The 17,704-nt window shown below is 67.5% G+C and carries 16 protein-coding genes; 11 read left to right on the forward strand and 5 right to left on the reverse strand.

What is annotated here, in order from left to right; genetic code table 11:
- Positions 1-49: 49 nt before the first annotated feature.
- A complete protein-coding gene (locus LQF10_RS08000; protein ID WP_231067405.1) occupies positions 50-277 on the reverse strand; it encodes a hypothetical protein in 228 nt (75 codons plus the stop codon).
- A complete protein-coding gene (locus LQF10_RS08005; protein ID WP_231066951.1) occupies positions 253-552 on the reverse strand; it encodes a DUF1540 domain-containing protein in 300 nt (99 codons plus the stop codon). Before LQF10_RS08005 ends, LQF10_RS08000 begins: the two co-directional genes overlap by 25 nt.
- A gap of 206 nt (positions 553-758) precedes the next feature.
- On the opposite strand from LQF10_RS08005, the gene LQF10_RS08010 reads away from it, so the two are divergent.
- Positions 759-1,805: a pirin family protein gene (locus LQF10_RS08010; protein WP_231066952.1), complete on the forward strand. Its 1,047-nt coding sequence runs from the start codon at positions 759-761 to the stop codon at positions 1,803-1,805.
- 27 nt (positions 1,806-1,832) lie between these two features.
- Here LQF10_RS08010 and LQF10_RS08015 read toward each other — a convergent pair whose 3' ends face one another.
- Positions 1,833-2,699: an SDR family oxidoreductase gene (locus tag LQF10_RS08015; protein ID WP_231066953.1), complete on the reverse strand. Its 867-nt coding sequence runs from the start codon at positions 2,697-2,699 to the stop codon at positions 1,833-1,835.
- Between the two features lie 88 nt (positions 2,700-2,787).
- Between LQF10_RS08015 and LQF10_RS08020 the strand changes: the two genes are divergently transcribed.
- Positions 2,788-3,450: a hypothetical protein gene (locus LQF10_RS08020; protein WP_231066954.1), complete on the forward strand. Its 663-nt coding sequence runs from the start codon at positions 2,788-2,790 to the stop codon at positions 3,448-3,450.
- A gap of 136 nt (positions 3,451-3,586) precedes the next feature.
- Entirely contained in the window at positions 3,587-4,975 is a 1,389-nt protein-coding gene (locus LQF10_RS08025) for a mycothione reductase (RefSeq protein ID WP_231066955.1), read from the forward strand.
- A gap of 60 nt (positions 4,976-5,035) precedes the next feature.
- Here LQF10_RS08025 and LQF10_RS08030 read toward each other — a convergent pair whose 3' ends face one another.
- Complete coding sequence (locus tag LQF10_RS08030) at positions 5,036-5,590, reverse strand: YbjQ family protein (RefSeq protein WP_231066956.1); 555 nt, start codon at positions 5,588-5,590, stop codon at positions 5,036-5,038.
- A gap of 139 nt (positions 5,591-5,729) precedes the next feature.
- Here LQF10_RS08030 and LQF10_RS08035 point away from each other — a divergent pair, with 139 nt between their 5' ends.
- The gene (locus LQF10_RS08035) at positions 5,730-6,899 is read left to right on the forward strand and encodes a Gfo/Idh/MocA family protein (protein ID WP_231066957.1); all 1,170 of its coding nucleotides are present in this window, start codon (positions 5,730-5,732) and stop codon (positions 6,897-6,899) included.
- 5 nt (positions 6,900-6,904) lie between these two features.
- Here the strand turns inward: LQF10_RS08035 and LQF10_RS08040 are convergent, their stop codons facing one another.
- Entirely contained in the window at positions 6,905-7,894 is a 990-nt protein-coding gene (locus LQF10_RS08040) for a LacI family DNA-binding transcriptional regulator (protein WP_231066958.1), read from the reverse strand.
- Between the two features lie 238 nt (positions 7,895-8,132).
- Between LQF10_RS08040 and LQF10_RS08045 the strand changes: the two genes are divergently transcribed.
- The 7 genes from LQF10_RS08045 (at position 8,133) to LQF10_RS08075 (ending at position 17,563) form a co-directional block, all read left to right on the forward strand.
- On the forward strand, positions 8,133-9,833 hold the full coding sequence (locus LQF10_RS08045) for an HAD family hydrolase (RefSeq protein ID WP_354002644.1): 1,701 nt from the start codon (positions 8,133-8,135) through the stop codon (positions 9,831-9,833).
- A 35-nt stretch (positions 9,834-9,868) separates the two neighbouring features.
- Positions 9,869-10,786, forward strand: coding sequence for a DUF8171 family membrane protein (locus LQF10_RS08050; RefSeq protein WP_231066960.1), 918 nt, complete (start codon positions 9,869-9,871; stop codon positions 10,784-10,786).
- A complete protein-coding gene (locus tag LQF10_RS08055) occupies positions 10,779-12,563 on the forward strand; it encodes an ABC transporter ATP-binding protein (protein WP_231066961.1) in 1,785 nt (594 codons plus the stop codon). Before LQF10_RS08050 ends, LQF10_RS08055 begins: the two co-directional genes overlap by 8 nt.
- On the forward strand, positions 12,560-13,384 hold the full coding sequence (locus tag LQF10_RS08060) for an energy-coupling factor transporter transmembrane component T family protein (protein WP_231066962.1): 825 nt from the start codon (positions 12,560-12,562) through the stop codon (positions 13,382-13,384). The genes LQF10_RS08055 and LQF10_RS08060 overlap by 4 nt, the downstream gene beginning before the upstream one ends.
- Before the next feature lie 98 nt (positions 13,385-13,482).
- Positions 13,483-14,112 carry a PadR family transcriptional regulator gene (locus LQF10_RS08065; RefSeq protein WP_231066963.1) on the forward strand — a complete coding sequence of 210 codons (630 nt, stop codon included), beginning with the start codon at positions 13,483-13,485 and terminating at the stop codon, positions 14,110-14,112.
- Complete coding sequence (locus LQF10_RS08070; RefSeq protein WP_231066964.1) at positions 14,109-14,855, forward strand: ABC transporter ATP-binding protein; 747 nt, start codon at positions 14,109-14,111, stop codon at positions 14,853-14,855. The genes LQF10_RS08065 and LQF10_RS08070 overlap by 4 nt, the downstream gene beginning before the upstream one ends.
- A complete protein-coding gene (locus tag LQF10_RS08075; RefSeq protein WP_231066965.1) occupies positions 14,852-17,563 on the forward strand; it encodes an FtsX-like permease family protein in 2,712 nt (903 codons plus the stop codon). Before LQF10_RS08070 ends, LQF10_RS08075 begins: the two co-directional genes overlap by 4 nt.
- Positions 17,564-17,704: the final 141 nt, after the last annotated feature.

Consider the following 17,704-nt stretch of genomic DNA (forward strand, 5'->3'; position numbering starts at 1 on the left):
GAACGAAAGGTGAGCGAGGGGCGACCACCAGGTGACGAACAGGAGCACCTCACGGCGCTGGATCGTGGAAACGGGAGAGGCGAGCCATGAACGTCTCGTCGTGGTCGCCGTCGGGCACGGTGATGGTCTCGGCGATGTCCAGACCGTCGCAGGTGATCAATTCGACGATCAGGGCCCCTCGCCCGTGCCGGATGCGGAACCGGCCGCCGGCCGCCACCCACCGCTCGACGATGGCGACCGGTCCGGCCACGCTCACTGCGGGTCGTAGGTCAGGCAATCCGCTTCATCGGTACCTGCACCCACACGGACAGAACTGGCCGTGCATTCGAGTGAGGAATTGTGCGAACAGTCGGCGCGCTGGCACGCGCCCACATGGGAGATCACCTTGTCCAGACCGCCTTTCGAACTCAACGGGATGAACGTGGCGCAGTGCGCGTCCCCCGGGGAACCGGCGATGGTGACCGCAGCGGCGTGACAGTGCGAGTGATCGTTGTAGGAGCAGCCTTCAACTGAACATTCGGAGACAGTGGGCATTTCTGCGAGGGAACTCATTCGAAAAACCTCCCGAGTAGCCGTTGTTCACAAAGAGTAGACCCGATTTCGCTGTTCGGAAAGAGGAGGGAAGGACGTCCGGCAGGATGCCAAGGGAATGTATTTCATTGCGCCGAGGTCACATATTTCGTGCCGGTGTGTCGCTTCCTGGATAGGCGCGGGCATGCCTGAGGGAGCACAATGAGGACCGTGTCCAGGGAACAGCGATGAGCAATGTGGAAGCCCGGCCCACCGAAGTGGTGTGTGCGGCCAACGATGCCAGCGACGGTCCCGCGCAGGTGCGCGTGCTCGAGCCACGTGCCGTGCCGCTCGGGGGCCCACGCGCAATGTCCGTCCGGCGGACTCTCCCACAGCGCGCTCTCTCACTGATCGGGGCGTGGTGTTTCGTTGACCACTACGGTCCTGATGATGTGGCTCGCAGCGGCGGGATGGACGTGGCACCGCATCCGCACACCGGCTTGCAGACGGTCAGTTGGCTGTTCTCCGGGCAGATCGAGCACCGGGACTCGGCGGGGCATATCGCCACGGTGAACCCCGGTGTGCTCAGCCTGATGACCGCGGGGTCCGGGATCAGTCACTCCGAACGTTCTACCCCTGAGACCACCACCCTGCACGGGGTGCAACTGTGGGTCGCGCTGCCGGAGCGGGAGCGCTTCGGTGGCCGCGGATTCGACACCTACGAGCCACCGGTCGTGCGCGGAGACGGGTACTCCGCGCAGGTCTTCCTCGGCAGTGCGTTCGGGGATACCTCACCGGTTGCCACGGCTACGGAGCTGCTCGGCGCCGAGCTCCGGCTGGACCCCGGGGCGCAGGTGAGCCTCACGCCGTCGGGAATGTTCGAGCTGGGCGTGCTGGTGGATGACGGCGAGGTGGTGGCCGACGGCGTTCGGGTGGCCCCCGATCACCTCGCCTTCCGCGAGGCGTGCGCTGATCCGATGGCCCTGGTAGCAGGGGAGCACGGGGCGCGTCTGCTCGTGATCGGGGGGCCTGCGTTCGGTGAGCAAATCGTCATGTGGTGGAACTTCGTGGGCCGCAGCCATGAGGAGATCGTCTCCTTCCGAGCGGCGTGGCAGGCGGAGATCGGCGCCGCGCAGGCTATGCCGGGGACGGCCGAGCCGGCGATCTCGCCGGAAACGCCGGGGGCAGGTCACGGGGTGCCCCGCACCCACTTCGACCTTCCCGAGGATCCCGGCGATCCGCTTCCGGCGCCCACGCTGCCGCCGGTGCGGATCAAGCCGCGCGGCGCGGGCTGACCCGCGCTCGACGCGACTCGTGTCCGATCAGAAGACGGGCTTGCCCCCGGTCACGCCGAGGACGGTTCCGCTGACGTAGCTGGCGTCGTCGGAGGCCAGGAAGACCGAGGCGGCAGCAACCTCGATCGGTTGCCCCGGTCGACCCAGCGGTGTGTCGGAGCCGAATCCTTCCACCTTCTCCTCGTCGAATGTGCTGGGGATCAGCGGGGTCCAGATCGGTCCCGGTGCCACCGCATTCACCCGGATGCCCTGCGGCCCCAACTCCGAGGCCAGGTTGACCATGAAGTTGTTCAGCGCGGACTTGCTGGCGGCGTAGTCCAGGAGCTGCTCGGATGGGCTGTAGGCCTGGATCGACGTGGTGACGATGATGCTCGCGCCCGCCTGCAGGTGCGGCACCAATGCCTTGGTCAACCAGAATGTGGCGAACATATTGGTTTCGAAGACGCGCTCCAACTGTCCGCTCGGGATATCGACAATCCCGCCAGGCTGGCCCATTTGGAAGGCCGCATTGTTCACCAGGATGTCGATGCCGCCGAGCGCCTCCAGTGCGGCCGCGGCCAGTTCATTGTTGGCCTGCTCGGTGCGCTGGTCGGTGGGCAGGAGCACGCAATCGACGCCTGCACTCTCCACTGCCGCCCGGGTGGCCTCGGCGTCCTCCTGCTCCTGCGGAAGGTAGGCGATCGCCACGTGGGCGCCTTCCTTCGCAAAGGCGATGGCTGTGGCTCGCCCGATACCTGAGTCACCGCCGGTGATCAGCGCCTTCTTCCCCTCAAGGCGTGCCCTTCCGGTGTAACTGGTCTCGCCGTGATCGGGCTGTGGGTCCATATCAGCCGTGCGGCCGGGCCACTCCTGTTGCTGTGCTGGGACGTTCTCGATGTGCGCGTGATGGGTCATGAACCCATCGTGGGCCGGTTCTTGTTCGCGTGCATCTGGGGACGGCGAGCGAGCGCGTGCCGCGCCGCCGGTTCGTTAGGGTGGGCGCGTGTACTCGGACTGGAAGCGCCGGCGCGCGGCACGGAAGGTCAAGCCGGGGGATGGTCACCCGCTCCAGCGGTACCGGTGGTGGCAGCCACTCTCTCGGGCCCTGCTCCACCTGGACATCGCTGAGGAGGGTGGCGAGCACCACACGTGGTCCGTGGACGTGCGGCTGTGGGGAGACAAGAACGGCGACGTGCTGGCCCAGCTCTACCGCGACGGCCACCATCACGCCTGGTCCAAGCTACCTGCCGCGTTCGCTGTGCCTGGGGGCACGGTGGAGGTGGCCACGAGCGCCTACGGACTCAAGCGCTGTCACTACGTGCCCGATGCCGGTCAGCAGCGGCAGTTCCGCCCGGATCCCGCCTCCGCCGAAGGTCGACGCGAGCGTCTGGAGCGCACGCGGCCGGGCCTGAGCCGGGCCATCGGGTTCGTCTCCGTCGCGGTGCTGGTGGTTGCGTTGATTCTCGGCCTCCCGCAGATCGCGCAGGAGGTCTCCCAGATTCCGCCCGTGGCCGAGCGGCTGGGTACGTTCACCTCGCCGATCGCACTGTACGGATGGCTCAACATCGCGCTCGTGGTCGCCACGCTGGTGGCAAGCACCGAACGTGCGTTGCGACTGCGGTATCACTGGCTGCTCGACGGTGGGCTGTTCGATGGCGAGAGCTAGCTGGTGTGGCTGCTGCAGGCTCACGGCAGTGCGGGCGCCTTCCGCGGTCTGAGCCCATGCCTGGTGGCGTGCGGGGCGATCCTGCTGCGTGGTTAGGCTGAGCGGGCATCCCGCATCCGCCCGGAAGGAATCGCCTGTGCCCCACGTCGACCTGCTCTTGATCGGCACCGGATCGGGCAACTCGATCCTCTCCGAGGAGTTCGCCGGCCGCACGGTGGCCATCGTGGAGCGTGGAACATTCGGGGGTACCTGTCTGAACGTCGGATGCATCCCGACGAAGATGTTCGTGCACACCGCCGATGTGGCGGCCACGCCTGGATCCTCGTCCCGGTTCGGCGTGGACGAGACGCTGGATCAGGTGCGCTGGGCTGACATCCGCGATCGTATCTTCGGCCGCATCGACCCGATCGCCGCCGGTGGCCTGGAGTACCGCACCTCGCATCAGGACAATGCGCACGTGCAGGTGTACCAGGGAACTGCGAGGTTCACCGGTGAACGCCGGGTACAGGTCACCCCCAACGACGGCGGTCCTGAGGTGGAGGTGACGGCTGACCAGGTTGTGGTGGCGGCAGGTGGGCGACCCTTCATCCCGGCCATCGACGGCTTGGCCGATATCGACTTCCATACCAGTGACACGATCATGCGCCTCGATCGGTTGCCGCGGCACCTGACAGTTCTTGGCGGCGGTTTCGTCGGCTCGGAACTCGCTCACGTGTTCTCCTCGCTCGGCGTCGCAGTCACGGTGATCAACCGCTCGGAGGCGTTACTGCGGGGTGAGGATGAGGAGGTGTCGGCGCGCTTCACGGAGATCGCCTCGGAGCACTGGGACGTGCGACTGAACACCCGCGTGCGCAGCGCTGCTTCGCACGGCACCGCGATCCACCTCGAGTTGGAAGGACCTGACGGGTCGACCACGCTTGAGACCGACGAACTACTGGTGGCCGTCGGGCGTGTGCCGAATTCCGATCTGCTGGATGCCACGGCCGGTGGTCTGGGAGTGAACCCCGCCGGACTGCTCGTGGTGGATGAGTACCAGCGCACGACGGTCGACGGTGTCTGGGCTCTCGGCGACATCTGCTCCCCGTGGCAACTCAAGCATGTGGCCAACCACGAGGCCAGGATCGTCCAGCACAACCTGCTGCACCCGGACCGGCTCCGCGCAAGCGACCATCGGTACGTGCCGCACGCGGTCTTCTCCTCGCCCCAGGTCGCCTCGGTCGGCCTCACCGAGAAGCAGGCGCGCGCCCAGGGCATCGACATCTCGGTCGCGCGCCAGGCGTACGCCGATATCGCCTATGGCTGGGCCATGGAGGACACCACCGGGTTCGCCAAACTGGTGGCGGAGAAGGGGACTGGTCGCCTCCTCGGGGCGCACATCATCGGCCCGCAGGCCCCCACGCTGATTCAGACGCTGATTCAGGCGATGAGCTTCGATCAGGATGTACGTGAGGTGGCCCGGGGGCAGTACTGGATCCACCCGGCCATGCCTGAATTGGTGGAGAACGCGCTGCTCCAGCTCGACTGAGCTCAGTACGCGTGAATGCGCCCGTTCCAGCCAGTGCTGCATCGCGCGGGCGCAAGGGCCCTACTGGTAGGGGTTCTGACCGTACCCGGATGGCGGCGGGGGCGGCTGCTGGCCGTAGCCGGGCTGCTCGGCGTATCCCGCTTGGGGTGCCGGCGGCTGCTGCGCTGCCGGCGCCTGAGCCCCGTATCCGGCGGCCGGGGGCGGCTGCGAGGCGCCGGGCCCTTGAGGCGTCGACGCCGAGGTGGCCTGCGCGGCCACCTGCGCAGACTGCTTGGTGTGCCCCTCCTCATCCTCACCCAGTGGAACGGCGTAGACCGCCGTACCGTAGGCGCACACCTCGGAAAATGCCTGAGCAATGTCGCCGGTGTCGAACCGCATCCCGATCACAGCGTTCGCGCCACGGCGCTGCGCCTCGGTGACCATCCGGTTCATGACCTCCTGGCGGCTCTCGTAGACGAGTTGGGTGTACTCGGTCACCTCGCCACCGCCGATCGAGCGGAAGCTCGCAACGAAGTTCTGACCGGCATTGGCGGCGCGCACGGTCAAGCCCATCACCTCGCCCATCACGGCGTCGATGCGGTAGCCAGGGATCTCATTCGTGGTCACAACGATCATGTCCTCATCCTCGCATCGTTGCCCGGCCCGGAGGGAGGGGGAGACCCGCCCAGCGGCGGCAACCGGCGGCAACACCTCCGCGGGGCGGGTCGCCCGCCATAGGGTGATCGGGACGTTCATCGGCGAAAGGGACAACAACGTGTCGCAACAGGTCAGGGTCGGGATCATCGGTTACGGCGCCCAGGGATCGACCTATGCCCGGATGCTCGCCGAGGGCTCGATTGCGGGAGCCACCCTCGGGGCCGTCGCCGATCATGACCACGCCCGCCGCTCGCTCGTGGCCGAGGAGCACCCGGGAACCCCGTTGTTCGAGGAGTACCTGGACCTCCTTGGCAGTGGTGCCGTGGACGCCGTGGTCACCACAGTCCCGCACTACCTGCATCCCGAGGTGGCGATCGCCGCCCTGGAAGCTGGGCTGCACGTGCTGGTGGAGAAGCCTGCCGGCGTCTACACGGCACAGGTGCGAGAGCTGAACGAGTTCGCCGCCACCAAGCCGGACCTCACCTTCGCGATCATGTTCAACCAGCGCACCAACCCGCTGTACCGGAAGATCAAGGAGATCGTGGACGCGGGGGAGATCGGTGCGATCCGCCGCTCGAACTGGATCATCACCACGTGGTGGCGCCCGCAGGGCTACTACGAGCAGAGCGCGTGGCGTGCCACCTGGGGTGGCGAGGGCGGCGGCGTCCTGGTGAACCAGGCCCCGCACCAGCTGGATCTGTGGCAGTGGATCTGCGGTGTGCCGAAGTCCGTGGTGGCCAAGGCGGGCTTCGGGTTCCGTCGCGACATCGCCGTCGAAGACGAGGTGACCGCCCTGGTGGACTACGGTGACGGCGCCACCGGGGTGTTCATCACGGCGACCCACGACCTGGTCGGCACCGACCGCTTCGAGATCCTCGGCGACAAGGGCAAGATCGTCGTGGAGGGTTCCGCGACCGCCACCGTGACCCGACTGGTCAAGGACGAGCGGGAGATCAGCGATGGCGTGCCCGCCGAGGACGTGCGCAAGATGTTCCGGGGCGAACTCGGACTCGCGGAAATGCAGGAGACCGAGACCCTCTCGTTCGACTCCGCGTGGGGCTCCCAGCACGGTGAGGTGCTACGCAACTTCGCCGCGAATATCCGGGGGGAAGAACCACTCCTTGCGCCTGGCTCGGACGGGATGAACGGTGTGCGGTTGGCCAACGCCATCCACCTCTCCGCCTGGCTCGGCCGCGAGGTACCGCTCGACTTCGACGAGAGCCAGTACCTGGAGGAGTTGAACGCACGCATCCGCGCCGAGGGGAAGTTCCCCGAGCGGGCCGGATGAGCTGATCAGGACCGCGGCGGTCCCACCGAGCTGCGCACCACGAGACTCGGTTCCACCACGTCGATCCGGGGTGCCGCACCGCCGATGACGTCCTCGAGGAGTTGCAGCGCACGCTGCCCGATCAGCAGTCGTGGTTGATCGAGACTCGTCACTTGGGGCCGCACCAGTCGCGCCACATCGCTGTTGTCGTATCCGACCACGGACAGGTCCGCTGGCAGGTGGAGTCCGGCGTCGAGCGCCACCCCCACAACCTCCACGGCGCGCCGGTCTGTCGCGCAGTACACCGCCGTCGGCGCAGTCTCCGGCGCCGAGCGGACGAAATCGATGAGACGGGCGGCGTCCTCGAAGACGGCCGGGTTCAGCCCGTCGCGGATCATCAGTTCGAGGTAGGCCCGACGCCGTGCCTGCGCCGCCGCGCGCGGCGAGCCCGTCAGGTGCGCGATCCGTTCGTGCCCGTGCGCCCGCAGGTGCTCCAGGGCGAGGAATGTGCCGTGTTCGTCATCGTTGTACACAGCGGCGACGGCGGAGCCCACCTCGTTCGGCCGGCCCACCTGGACGAGAGGGTAACGAGCCGCTGCTCGCTCCAGCTCTGCTGAGTCCAGCAGTGCCGAGACCACCACGATGCCGTCGGTGCCGAGTGCAGCGAGGGAGTCGATCCGCTGGGCCAGGGTTGCCGGGTCGCGGCGCCCGTGGGCGATGAGGATCTCGATGCCGCGTTCGGCAGCTGCGTCCTCCAGCCCGGCCACCACATCGGTGTGGTGGTCACTGTGCAGATCGTTGAGTACCACGCCGACGAGCTGGCTCCGCCCTCGAGCGAGGGCCCGGGCCAGTCGATTGGAGTGATAGCCGAGATCGGTGGCGATGGTGCGGATCCGGTCCCGGGAACTGGCGCTGACCCCCGGGTCGCCGCGTAGCGCTAGCGAGACGAGTGACTTTGACACTCCCGCCTGCCGCGCCACGTCCATGATCGTGGGACGGGGCTGGGGGTCGGGCATGTTCTGGTTTGTATCACAGCCAACCGGACGTTCGTGTGCACACGCACCCATCCTGGAGCGTTCCAGAAGTGGCCTCTGGAACGCTCCAGAGTGTTCATCTGGGCGTCGCTTTCTGCACACCCGGTCGTCCTAACGTCGCTGTCGCGGGCCAGTGGCACGCACGACGACCCCAAGAGACCGGAGCATGATGTCCACCCACCACGCACCACGTGACCTCCTCGGCAGCACCACGCCGATGATGGAAACGGAAAGTCACACCACCGGCCGGCTCCTGTCACCCCGCGGCCTCTTGTTGGACTTCGGTGGCGTGGTGTTTCTGACCGCGAAACGTGCCGGCGGTGTGACTGACTGGGTTCGTTCCGTGCTGGCCCGGCTTGATCTCCTCGGGTTGGCGCCCGATGAGGACCAGGTGGCTGCCTCCTTCGTGAGCGGGCTGGCGGCGCTGAAGCATTGGAAGCACGCCGCCTCGCGTCGTCCGGAACCGAGGGAGCTCAGTCATCGGGAGATCGTCGCGGACTTCCTCGCCTCTGACCTTGAGGCGCCGCTACGGGCCGCACTGGCCGCCGATGCGGACGAGGTGCTCCGCCTGCAGACGTCCATGCTCAGCGATCACACCTTGCGTCCGGGAGTCCGCGAACTCCTCGACTCGGCCGACCGCCTCGGCATCGGCGTGGGAATCGTCTCCAATGCCCACTCCGGGGAGAGTCACCGTGCGCTGTTGCGCCGGCACGGACTGCAGGAACGGTTCGCCGTGCAGGTCTACTCCGACGAGGTGGGGATCCGTAAGCCGCATCCCGGCATCCTGGTTCTCGGTGCCGAGGCGCTCGGCATTCCGATCCAGCAATGCTGGTACGTCGGGGACACCCTCGATCGAGACGTCGTCGCCGGACGTCGCGCCGGTGCGGGCGCGGTCCTGGTCACCCGGAGCCAACACACCGACTCGCCGCCCTTCGCTGTGACCGCGGATGCAGACCTCGTGTGCGAGGATCCGCGCGGCGTGGTCGCTGCGCTGGATGCCACCGTCGCAGCAGAGACGGAGCACCGCCACGAGGTTCCAGCTGGACCCGGCCCGGCACCTGCCTCGGACCCGCGGTCCGAGCATGCGGGACCTCGCCCGGTCACCGCATCTCTGCGGCGCCGCGCTGCGGTGTTTCTCGATCACGGCGGCGTGATCTCCGGATCCAGCCGTGACGAGGTGGGCCGAGCGGCATTCGCCCAGCGGGTGGCCGATCGGCTCAGCAGTTCGGCCGAACCGGTCTCGGCTGAGCAGATCGCCACAGCCATTGAGCGCGCGCTGGGCGAGTACGCCGAGCTCAAGGCCCGGAACAGGCGCCTGCACGAGGCCTCCGGCGCGCCGAACGCCGAGGTCGACCCCCGCATGTTCTGGGATGACCTCGTGGGTGCCGGCCTGCCACCGCGGATGCGTGCCGTGCTGCGCGCAGAATGCGTGGGACTCGCCCAGGAGTGGGGCCGTGCCAAGTCTCGCCGCGTCCTGCGGCCCGGAATCCGCGAGCTCGCCCTGATGTGCCGCGACGAGGGCGTGCCCGTTGTGGTCGTCTCGAACACGGCCAGCGGCCGCGCTGTGCGCGCTGAGTGCCGCGGGCACGGACTCGATGACGTGATCGCTGCCTACATCTGCTCCGATGAGGTCGGCGTGCGTAAACCGGATCCCCGGATCCTGCAGGAGGCCATCACGCTCGCCCATGCCGACCCCGCGCAAAGCTGGTTCGTGGGCGACCGCCCCCAGAATGATGCGCTGGTCGCCCGGCGGTGCGGTATCGCCCACCGCGTGCTGGTTCTCGGCGGTACGGCCAACCGAACAGATGCAGAGGCGGCCCTCGATGCCGGGGACGCGACCGCCGTCGTGGCCGATACCGCAGACCTTCCTGACCTCTACCGGCGCACGCGGGCGGTCACGTTCGCGGGTGCCATCACCTGACCACCGCCGACACACCACCACTCCGGAGGACAACTATGACCAGCAACGACACTCTGCGCGAGGGGCTGCTCCGCACCCGCGTAGGCGAGCCCGGTGGGTTACGCACTCCGCAGAAGCTCATGATCTTCGTCCTATCGATGTCCCTGTTCGGGCTTTCCAACATCATCTTGGAGGTCATCCCGGACATCTCGATCGGACCGGTCGATATCTCCGTGTCCTATTTCGTGTTCGTTCCGCTCGTGATGGTCGCGCTGTTCAGTCCGTTCTGGGCTGCGATCGGTGCACCACTGGGGGAGATCGTCTTCACCGATCTGCTGATGGGGGACTTCTCTGGCCTCGCAGAGGTGGAGGGTTTCATCCAGATGGCCCTGGCGCTCTACATCGCGGGCTCGCTGATCCGTGATCCTCGCCGGGTCGGTCAGATCTGGATGGGGGCGATCACCGTGGTGGTGGTGGACAAGTTCCTGTCCGCGGCCGTGGACTTGGCCAAGGTGTGGGTGGGCGTCGAGGACGCCGAGTTCGTGGAGGGGCTCCCTCAGTCCATCCTGCTCTTGGAGGGAATCGGCTTCGGCGTGGACATCCTGATCAGCGGGATCCTCTTCGGTGCGATACCGGCGATGTATCTCATCCCGGCGCTCCACGGGAAGATCGAACCGTTGCTCGGGCTCCGCCCGCGGATGCCCGGCGAACGGGTCCCGGGAGCCGGTGGCACGTGGTTCATCGTGCTCGCCGTGCTCCTCTCCGTCGCCTCGTTCCTCTTCGCCTTCCTCGAAGCCTGGGACATGAGCGTGGGCAGCGTCGACGCCGAACTGCGTGAGACCTATGGCGATGGGATGCTCTGGATCAGTGTGGCGCTGCTCGTTGCACTGTTGATTGCCACGGTGCTGGTGGCGCGCTGGCGAGCCAGGCGCCGGGAGCACCAGGGCGCCGGGAGCGCCGAACGTGATGCCTGAGTTGCCCACTGAGCCCATTGTCGAGTTCGACCGTTTGAGCTTCCGGTATCCGGGTGCCGAGCAGGATGCGTTGCGCAATGTCACGGCGTCGATCCCCCGGGGAGACTTCGTGGCCGTCATCGGCGGGAACGGCGCCGCGAAGACCACCCTGTGCAAGGCGATCACCGGCCTCATCCCGCACTACTGGGACGGCGAGTTCGCCGGTGCGGTTCGGGTGGCGGGGCAGGACACCTGGGAGACCGACGCGTCGCAGCTGGCCAGCGTGGTGGGGTACGTCGCCCAGGACTTCCAGAACCAGCTGGTCCGGCCGACCGTCCGCGACGAGGTGGCTTTCGGGCCACTGAACTTCGGGCATGCGGACTACCGTGAACGCACCGATGAGGCGCTCGAGCTCCTCGGCCTGACGGAGATCGCCGATCGCTTCGTCTGGCAACTCTCCGGCGGTCAGGCTCACCTGACGGCCCTGGCGGCGGTGCTCGCGCTGCGCCCTCAGGTTCTCATCGTGGACGAGCCCGTGGCGGAGGTCGATCCGGCCAGGGCAGGTCTCGTGTACGAGAAGCTGCGTGTCTTGAATGCTGAACTGGGCATCACGGTGATCACGATCGAACACCATGTGGAGTTCGTCGCACGGTACGCCCGCAGCGTGCTGTTGATGGCTGAGGGTCGTCCGGTCTGGCACCTCCCCGTTGAGGAGGCCATGGCCCGATCCGATGAGCTGGCTCGGTACGACGTACCACCGTCCACGCTGGTGGCTGCGGTGCGCGCCGCGGGTGAGCAGAGCACGCCACGGACCGTGGCGGAGGCGGCTGACCTGCTGGCCGGGCGGAGTTGGGTTCGCTCGCCACCTCCTGATGCAGCATCGAGTGATCGCAGGAGTTCCGGTCTGGTTCCCGGCACACCGGTCGCCACGAGTTCTGTCCGGGAGCCGGTTGCCACGTTCGCCTCTGTCTCGCACGCCTATCGCGGTGTGGACGGCTCGCTGTTGCCTGTCCTGCGAGAGGTGGACCTGGAGTTGTACGAGGGTGAGCAGGTAGCGCTCGTCGGCGGGAACGGGGCCGGGAAATCGACCCTGCTGCGCATTCTCGCCGGCATCGTGATCCCGCGCGCCGGTCAGGTGCGGGTGCGCGGCACGGACACCGCAGCTGTCAGTGCCGCCGTGATGGCCCGGCAGGTGGCGTACCTGGCTCAGCACCCCGCCCAGATGTTCCTCACCGGGCAGATCCGCGATGACATCGCCCTGTTCCCGAGCACGCACGGGTACGACAACGTCGAGGCCGCCACCGAACGCATCCTCGGTCAGGTACGCCTTCGCGAGCATGCCGATAGAGACGGGCGCCTGCTCTCCGGCGGCCAGCAACGCCGAGCCACGATCGGGATCGGCCTCGGGATGAGGCCACACCTGCTGCTCCTGGACGAACCGACGGCGAGTCTGGACACCCGCAGTAGGGACGACGTCGTGATGATGCTGCGTGAGCTTGCCGCATCCGTCAGTTGCGCCGTGGTGGCCTCCCATGACATGGACTTCGTCGCGGCCTGGGCGGACCGGGTGATCGTGCTCGGCGAGGGACGCATCCTCGCCGATGTGAGTCCGGCTGAACTGTTCGCGGACGCGGCGCTGCTCACCGCCGCACATCTGGTGGCACCTCAGCTCGCACAACTCGGCACCGCGCTGGGCCTCTCCCCGCCACCGCTGACCCTGGCGCAGTGGAGTGAGTTGATGAGCGCCGGCACGCCGGAGGGCATGGCCGAGAGCGTGACGATGGGAGCTCTGCCATGAGGAAGACCCGAGATGTGTTGTCGGTGGAGTGGATCCGGTTGGAGCTGGTCCGGGCCGCCTACGCCACCCGCGGGGGAGTGCTCGCGGCGATGGACCCCCGCGCAGTGTTGGCCTGGTACGCACTGCTCGCGCTGGCACCGTGGTTCACCCACAACGTCACCGTCCTCACCGCTCTGTTCCTCCTCGGTCTGGCTGCCGTGCTGCTGGCACGCGTCGGACCGCTGCTCCTCGGCCTGTTCCTGTTCGGGATCGCGATGGAGACGATCTATCTCGCCGCTGCCGCCTGGCTGTTCGGGGGAGACCTGAGCACCGTTGTTGCGCTGGCTGTCCTCTCCCTGAAGTTGGGGACCGTCTCGGCAGCGAGCATGGCCGCGTTCGTCTCGCTTGACCCGGAGAAACTCTCAGATGGACTGCTGGCGTTGCGTGCCCCAGAGCTCGTGGCGTTCGGTGTGAGTTACGGATACCGGATGCTGCCGGTCCTGATCGACGAGTACGGCACCGTCCTCGAGTCGTCCCGGTTGCGCACGGCGCCGCCGGCGAAGCCGGGTTTCCTCGGATACCGGGTGCTCTGGCATCACGCCAGGCTGGTCGTGCTCGCCTTCTACCCGATGTTCCTGAACACGGCACTGGCCGTGCGTACCACGGTCGAGTCGCTGGAGACGCGAGGGTTCACCTTTGCCATGCGCGACGGCGGAGCGCGCCGGCTCCGTCTGGCGCACCTTCGGTTCGGCCCTCGTGATGGTGTCGTGCTCGCGCTGACGGTGGTGGGTGTGGCGGCGGCATTCGGAGCTGGCCAGGTATGGCCGGTGTACCGGATGTGATCGCTGGTCGGCATCTGCCAGGCCGTGACTGGACACCTTCCCCATGATGGTTACCGGGTAAGTGGTAGGTTACTCGGTAACCGATCGGAGGAGGGGCGATGTCCGTCAAGCAGGGACTGCTGGCGCTGCTGAGTGTGGAACCGATGGGCGTAGCGCGGCTCCGTAAGGAGTTCGAGACGCGTACAGGGGGCACGTGGCCGCTCAATATTGGCCAGGTATACACGACCATGCAGCGGCTGGAACGAGACGGGCTGGTCGAGCGAGTCGATGACCATCCGGATACCGTCGTCGACGACGCAGGCACCGCCGTCGAACGGTTTGCGCTGACCGGAGCGGGCCGGGAGGTGGCCGAGGGCTGGTGGCTCACCCCGGTCCGGCGCGGTGCTCCCGAACGGGACGAGCTGGTGATCAAGGTGGCGCTCGCGGTCACCACTCCCGGTGTACAGGTGCGGGACGTGGTGCAGCGCCAACGCACTGAGACGATGCGCTCACTGCGCGACCTCACCCGGCTCAAGGCCACCGCCGACGGCGGAGAGACCGAAGATCTCGCGTGGTCACTCGTCCTGGACAATCACGTGTTCGCCGCCGAGGCGGAGCTGCGTTGGCTCGATCACATCGAATCCAGGGCCGAACGAGCCTCGCGATTGCGGACCGGTGCGCCAGCGACGCAGGGCGACTCCGCGCAGGACCCGGCGGCTCCCAGCACCGCCGAGGGACATGCCCGATGAGCGCCGGTCCGGTGATCCTTCAGCTCGTTGATACTACGCGTGTGCACGGTGAAGGCGCTCGCGAGGTTCGGGCCCTGGACGGAGTGAACCTCACCGTACGGATGGGCGAACTCGTGGCCGTGATGGGCCCCTCAGGCTCGGGCAAGTCCACCTTGCTCAACCTGGCGGGCGGTCTCGACACCCCGACCAGTGGTGCGGTCCGGCTGGCCGGCGATTCGCTCTCGGACTTGGACGCGAAAGGCCGCGCAGGGCTGCGCCGCCGCCGGATCGGTTATGTGTTTCAAGACCTCAACCTCATTCCCGCGCTCACAGCGGCCGAGAACGTGTCTCTACCTCGGGAGCTGGACGGTGTGCGGGCGCGCAAGGCGCGGCGTGAAGCACTCGCCGCACTGGAGGAGGTGGACCTGCGGGACCTCGCGAACCGGTTCCCGGATGAGATGTCAGGCGGGCAGCAGCAACGGGTGGCGATCGCTCGCGCACTGGTCGGCCCACGCAGGCTCGTGCTCGCTGACGAACCCACCGGTGCATTGGACTCCGCCACGGGTGAGGCGGTGATGAAGGTGCTGCGAGCTCGGATGGACGCCGGCGCGGCTGGTCTGCTCGTCACCCACGAACCCCGCTTCGCTGCCTGGGCGGACCGGACTGTCTTCTTGCGCGACGGGGTGATCGTCGACGCCACCGAACCGGACGAGCCGGAGCACTTGTTGACTGCTGCCGGACCGAGGCGACGGGACGAACGATGAGCCGCTGGCTCACCCGCTGGCGAGCCGCCCTGCGGATCGCGCGTCGCGATGCGCTCCGGAACAAGGGCCGGACGGTGCTGGTAGTGCTGCTGATGATGTTGCCGGTCGCCGCGGGGACGTTTGCGATCGGTGTGCTGCGCATGTCATACCCCACACAGGAGACTCAGATCGAGTGGGCGATGGGGGAGTCGGCCCAGGCTCGCCTCTCGTTGCCCTGTGGTGAGCGGATTCCGACGGCGCAGGCGGCCGATGGTTCGTCGGGCATGTGCGATGAGGGTGGGGACCTCGGGCCGGTGACCGACGCCGAGTGGGCATCGGTACTGCCGGACGGTACTGACATCGTCGACGGCGCGCAGATTGGGACGAGTATCCGAACGGCAAGCGCCCTGATCGATTACACCGACTTGCTTGAAGTAGACGCCTACCAGGTGCCAGGACTGCTGGGGACCATCAGCGGTGAGGCCGTACCCACCGCGGGTGAGGCGGTGCTGGTCCGCGGCATCGCCGATCGCCTCGGCGTGGGCGTGGGGGACGAGGTGGAGATCGACCTTGACGGGGAGATGGCACCTCTGACGGTGATCGGCATTGGCGACAGCGCCACGACCACGGGTGCCGTGATCGGTCCGGGCACCATTCCCGACGGCGTAGCGGAGCCGATCTGGTTCGTCACTGGGGAGGCTCCGGTGACGTGGGCCGACGTGGTCGAGCTCAACACGATCGGGATCCTCGTGGAGAGCCGGGCGGTGATCCTTGACCCGCCACCGGATGATGAGGTCTATGGCGGTAGGTTCTCCCACCCAGGGTCCGACGCCACGATGATCGGCTACTTTCTCGCCGTCGGCGGGCTAGGACTGCTGGAGGTCGTGCTCCTGGTGGGGCCAGCCTTCGCGGTGGGTGCGAAGCGGAGTGCCCGCTCGCTGGCTTTGGTGGCCGCCGCTGGTGGACAACCGCGTGATCTGCGCAGGATCGTGCTCGCCGGTGGTGTGGTGGCCGGCCTATTGGCAGCCGTGGTGGGGGTGCTCGTCGGCGCGGCGGCTAGCCTCGTCGTGTACACGGTGATGCAGTCTTCGAGCAACCCGCCAGCCAACCTGGTGTTCCCGTTCGGAGAATGGGCAGCTGTCGCAGCAGTCGCACTCATCCTGGGCGTCGCGGCGGCCTGGTTTCCGGCACGCGCGGCGTCCCAGGCCGACGTCGTCACCGTGCTCGCCGGGCGCCGGAGCGAGCCGGCACAGCGACGGGCAGTGCCATGGGCAGGACTCGGAGTGGCCGTCATCGGGTTCGTGCTCGGGGTGGTCGCTGCGGCGTTGAGCCAACCCATCATGCTCGCCGCAGGTGCTCTGGCGGTCGAGATTGGCATCATCATGTCCGTCGGAGCCCTGGTGGCATTGGTCGGCCGGCTGGCTCCACGGTTTGGCGTCGCCGGCCGATTCGCGCTCCGGGACGCTAATCGGCACCGGAGCCGCACCACGCCCGCGGTGGCGGCCGTGGTGGCAGCAGTGGCCGCAATGACCGCTGGCCTGGTGTGGACGGTCAGTGAAGAAAGTGCCCAGGAGGGCATCTGGCAGCCGGTAGCAGCCGACGGGACAGGTCTGCTCAGCGTCGGGATCCCGCCAAACTCGGCAGTCGACCAGCGCACCCTTTACCAGGACGCTGCGTCGGTGGTCGAGGACGAGTTCCCAGCGGCGAGCGTCACGCCCGTCCGCGAGGTTGCCGTCACTGATGGTGGATTCTTCCCGTGGCCCTTCCCGCTCACCGACCCCGCGAAGGAGTGCCCGGACCCTGACCTCTGGTCGGCCGACGCCGACGACCCTCGGTGCCGATACGAACCGGGAGTGTCCTCGGGTTACAGCTGGGGCTTCCAGCTGATCGATGACGGCACCTTCGTGCGCACGCTGGGCCTCGACGGCGCCGCCGAGGCTGCCGACGCGTTGGCTGCCGGGCATGCCCTGACGAACGACCCTGATTCGATCTGGCCGGATGGGAATCTTCATCTCGCTGCGAGCGAGGGCCCGGAGAACGGTGAGGAATCGATGGTGCTCCCCGCGTACCTCGTGCCGTGGTCATCGAATCAGTACACGCTAGTGCTGCCGGTCGAGGCGGTGGGCGAGATTGCCGTGCCCGCGGAGGGCTCCAGCGAATCAGCCGGGGCATCTGCACTCGACGAAGGACTCATCGAGATCCGGACAGTTGGCGCTACCGTCACCGGAGTCAACTTCGAGCGGGCAGACGTCGACCGGCTGAACCGGCTGCTCGCCGACGTCGAGGCCAACACGCGGATCCAGGTCGAGGGTCAGATGACTCAGGAGGATTCTGACGTGATCACGTGGGTCCTGCTCGCCATCGCGGTCTTCGTCGCGCTGGCGGCGACTGGGCTGAGCGTCGGACTGGCCCTCGCTGACTCCCGCGCTGACTTGGCCACGCTCGCCGCGGTCGGTGCCAGCCCACGGATCCGCCGTCGCGTGACTGCCGCCCAGGCCGGAGTGATCGCGGTGATTGGGACCGCTACCGGACTTGTCACCGGGATTGCACTCAGCTTCGTGCTGGGCTGGTGGGCCGCTACGAGCTTCGGATATGGCGATGCGTGGCAGACGATCATTCCGTGGCAGCCGCTCGCCCTTGCGCTCGTCCTCATCCCAACCTTGGCGATTGGCGGCGGATGGCTGTTCACGCGATCGCGGCTCGCTGTAGTGCGCCGCATCGTTTCCTGACTGCCGCGGGTGCACCGGAGGAGGGCCGATGCACCCGCGGCGACCTCTGCTGGTCGAGCGTCCCGCGCGTTGCCCCAAACTGTCGGCCAACCCACATCGACGGCGACAGAACGGGGCAACGCACGCTGCGCCGTCGGGAAT

Origin of the sequence: Ruania halotolerans (genome assembly GCF_021049285.1) — a bacterium.
GTDB classification, from domain to species: Bacteria; Actinomycetota; Actinomycetes; order Actinomycetales; family Beutenbergiaceae; genus Ruania; species Ruania halotolerans.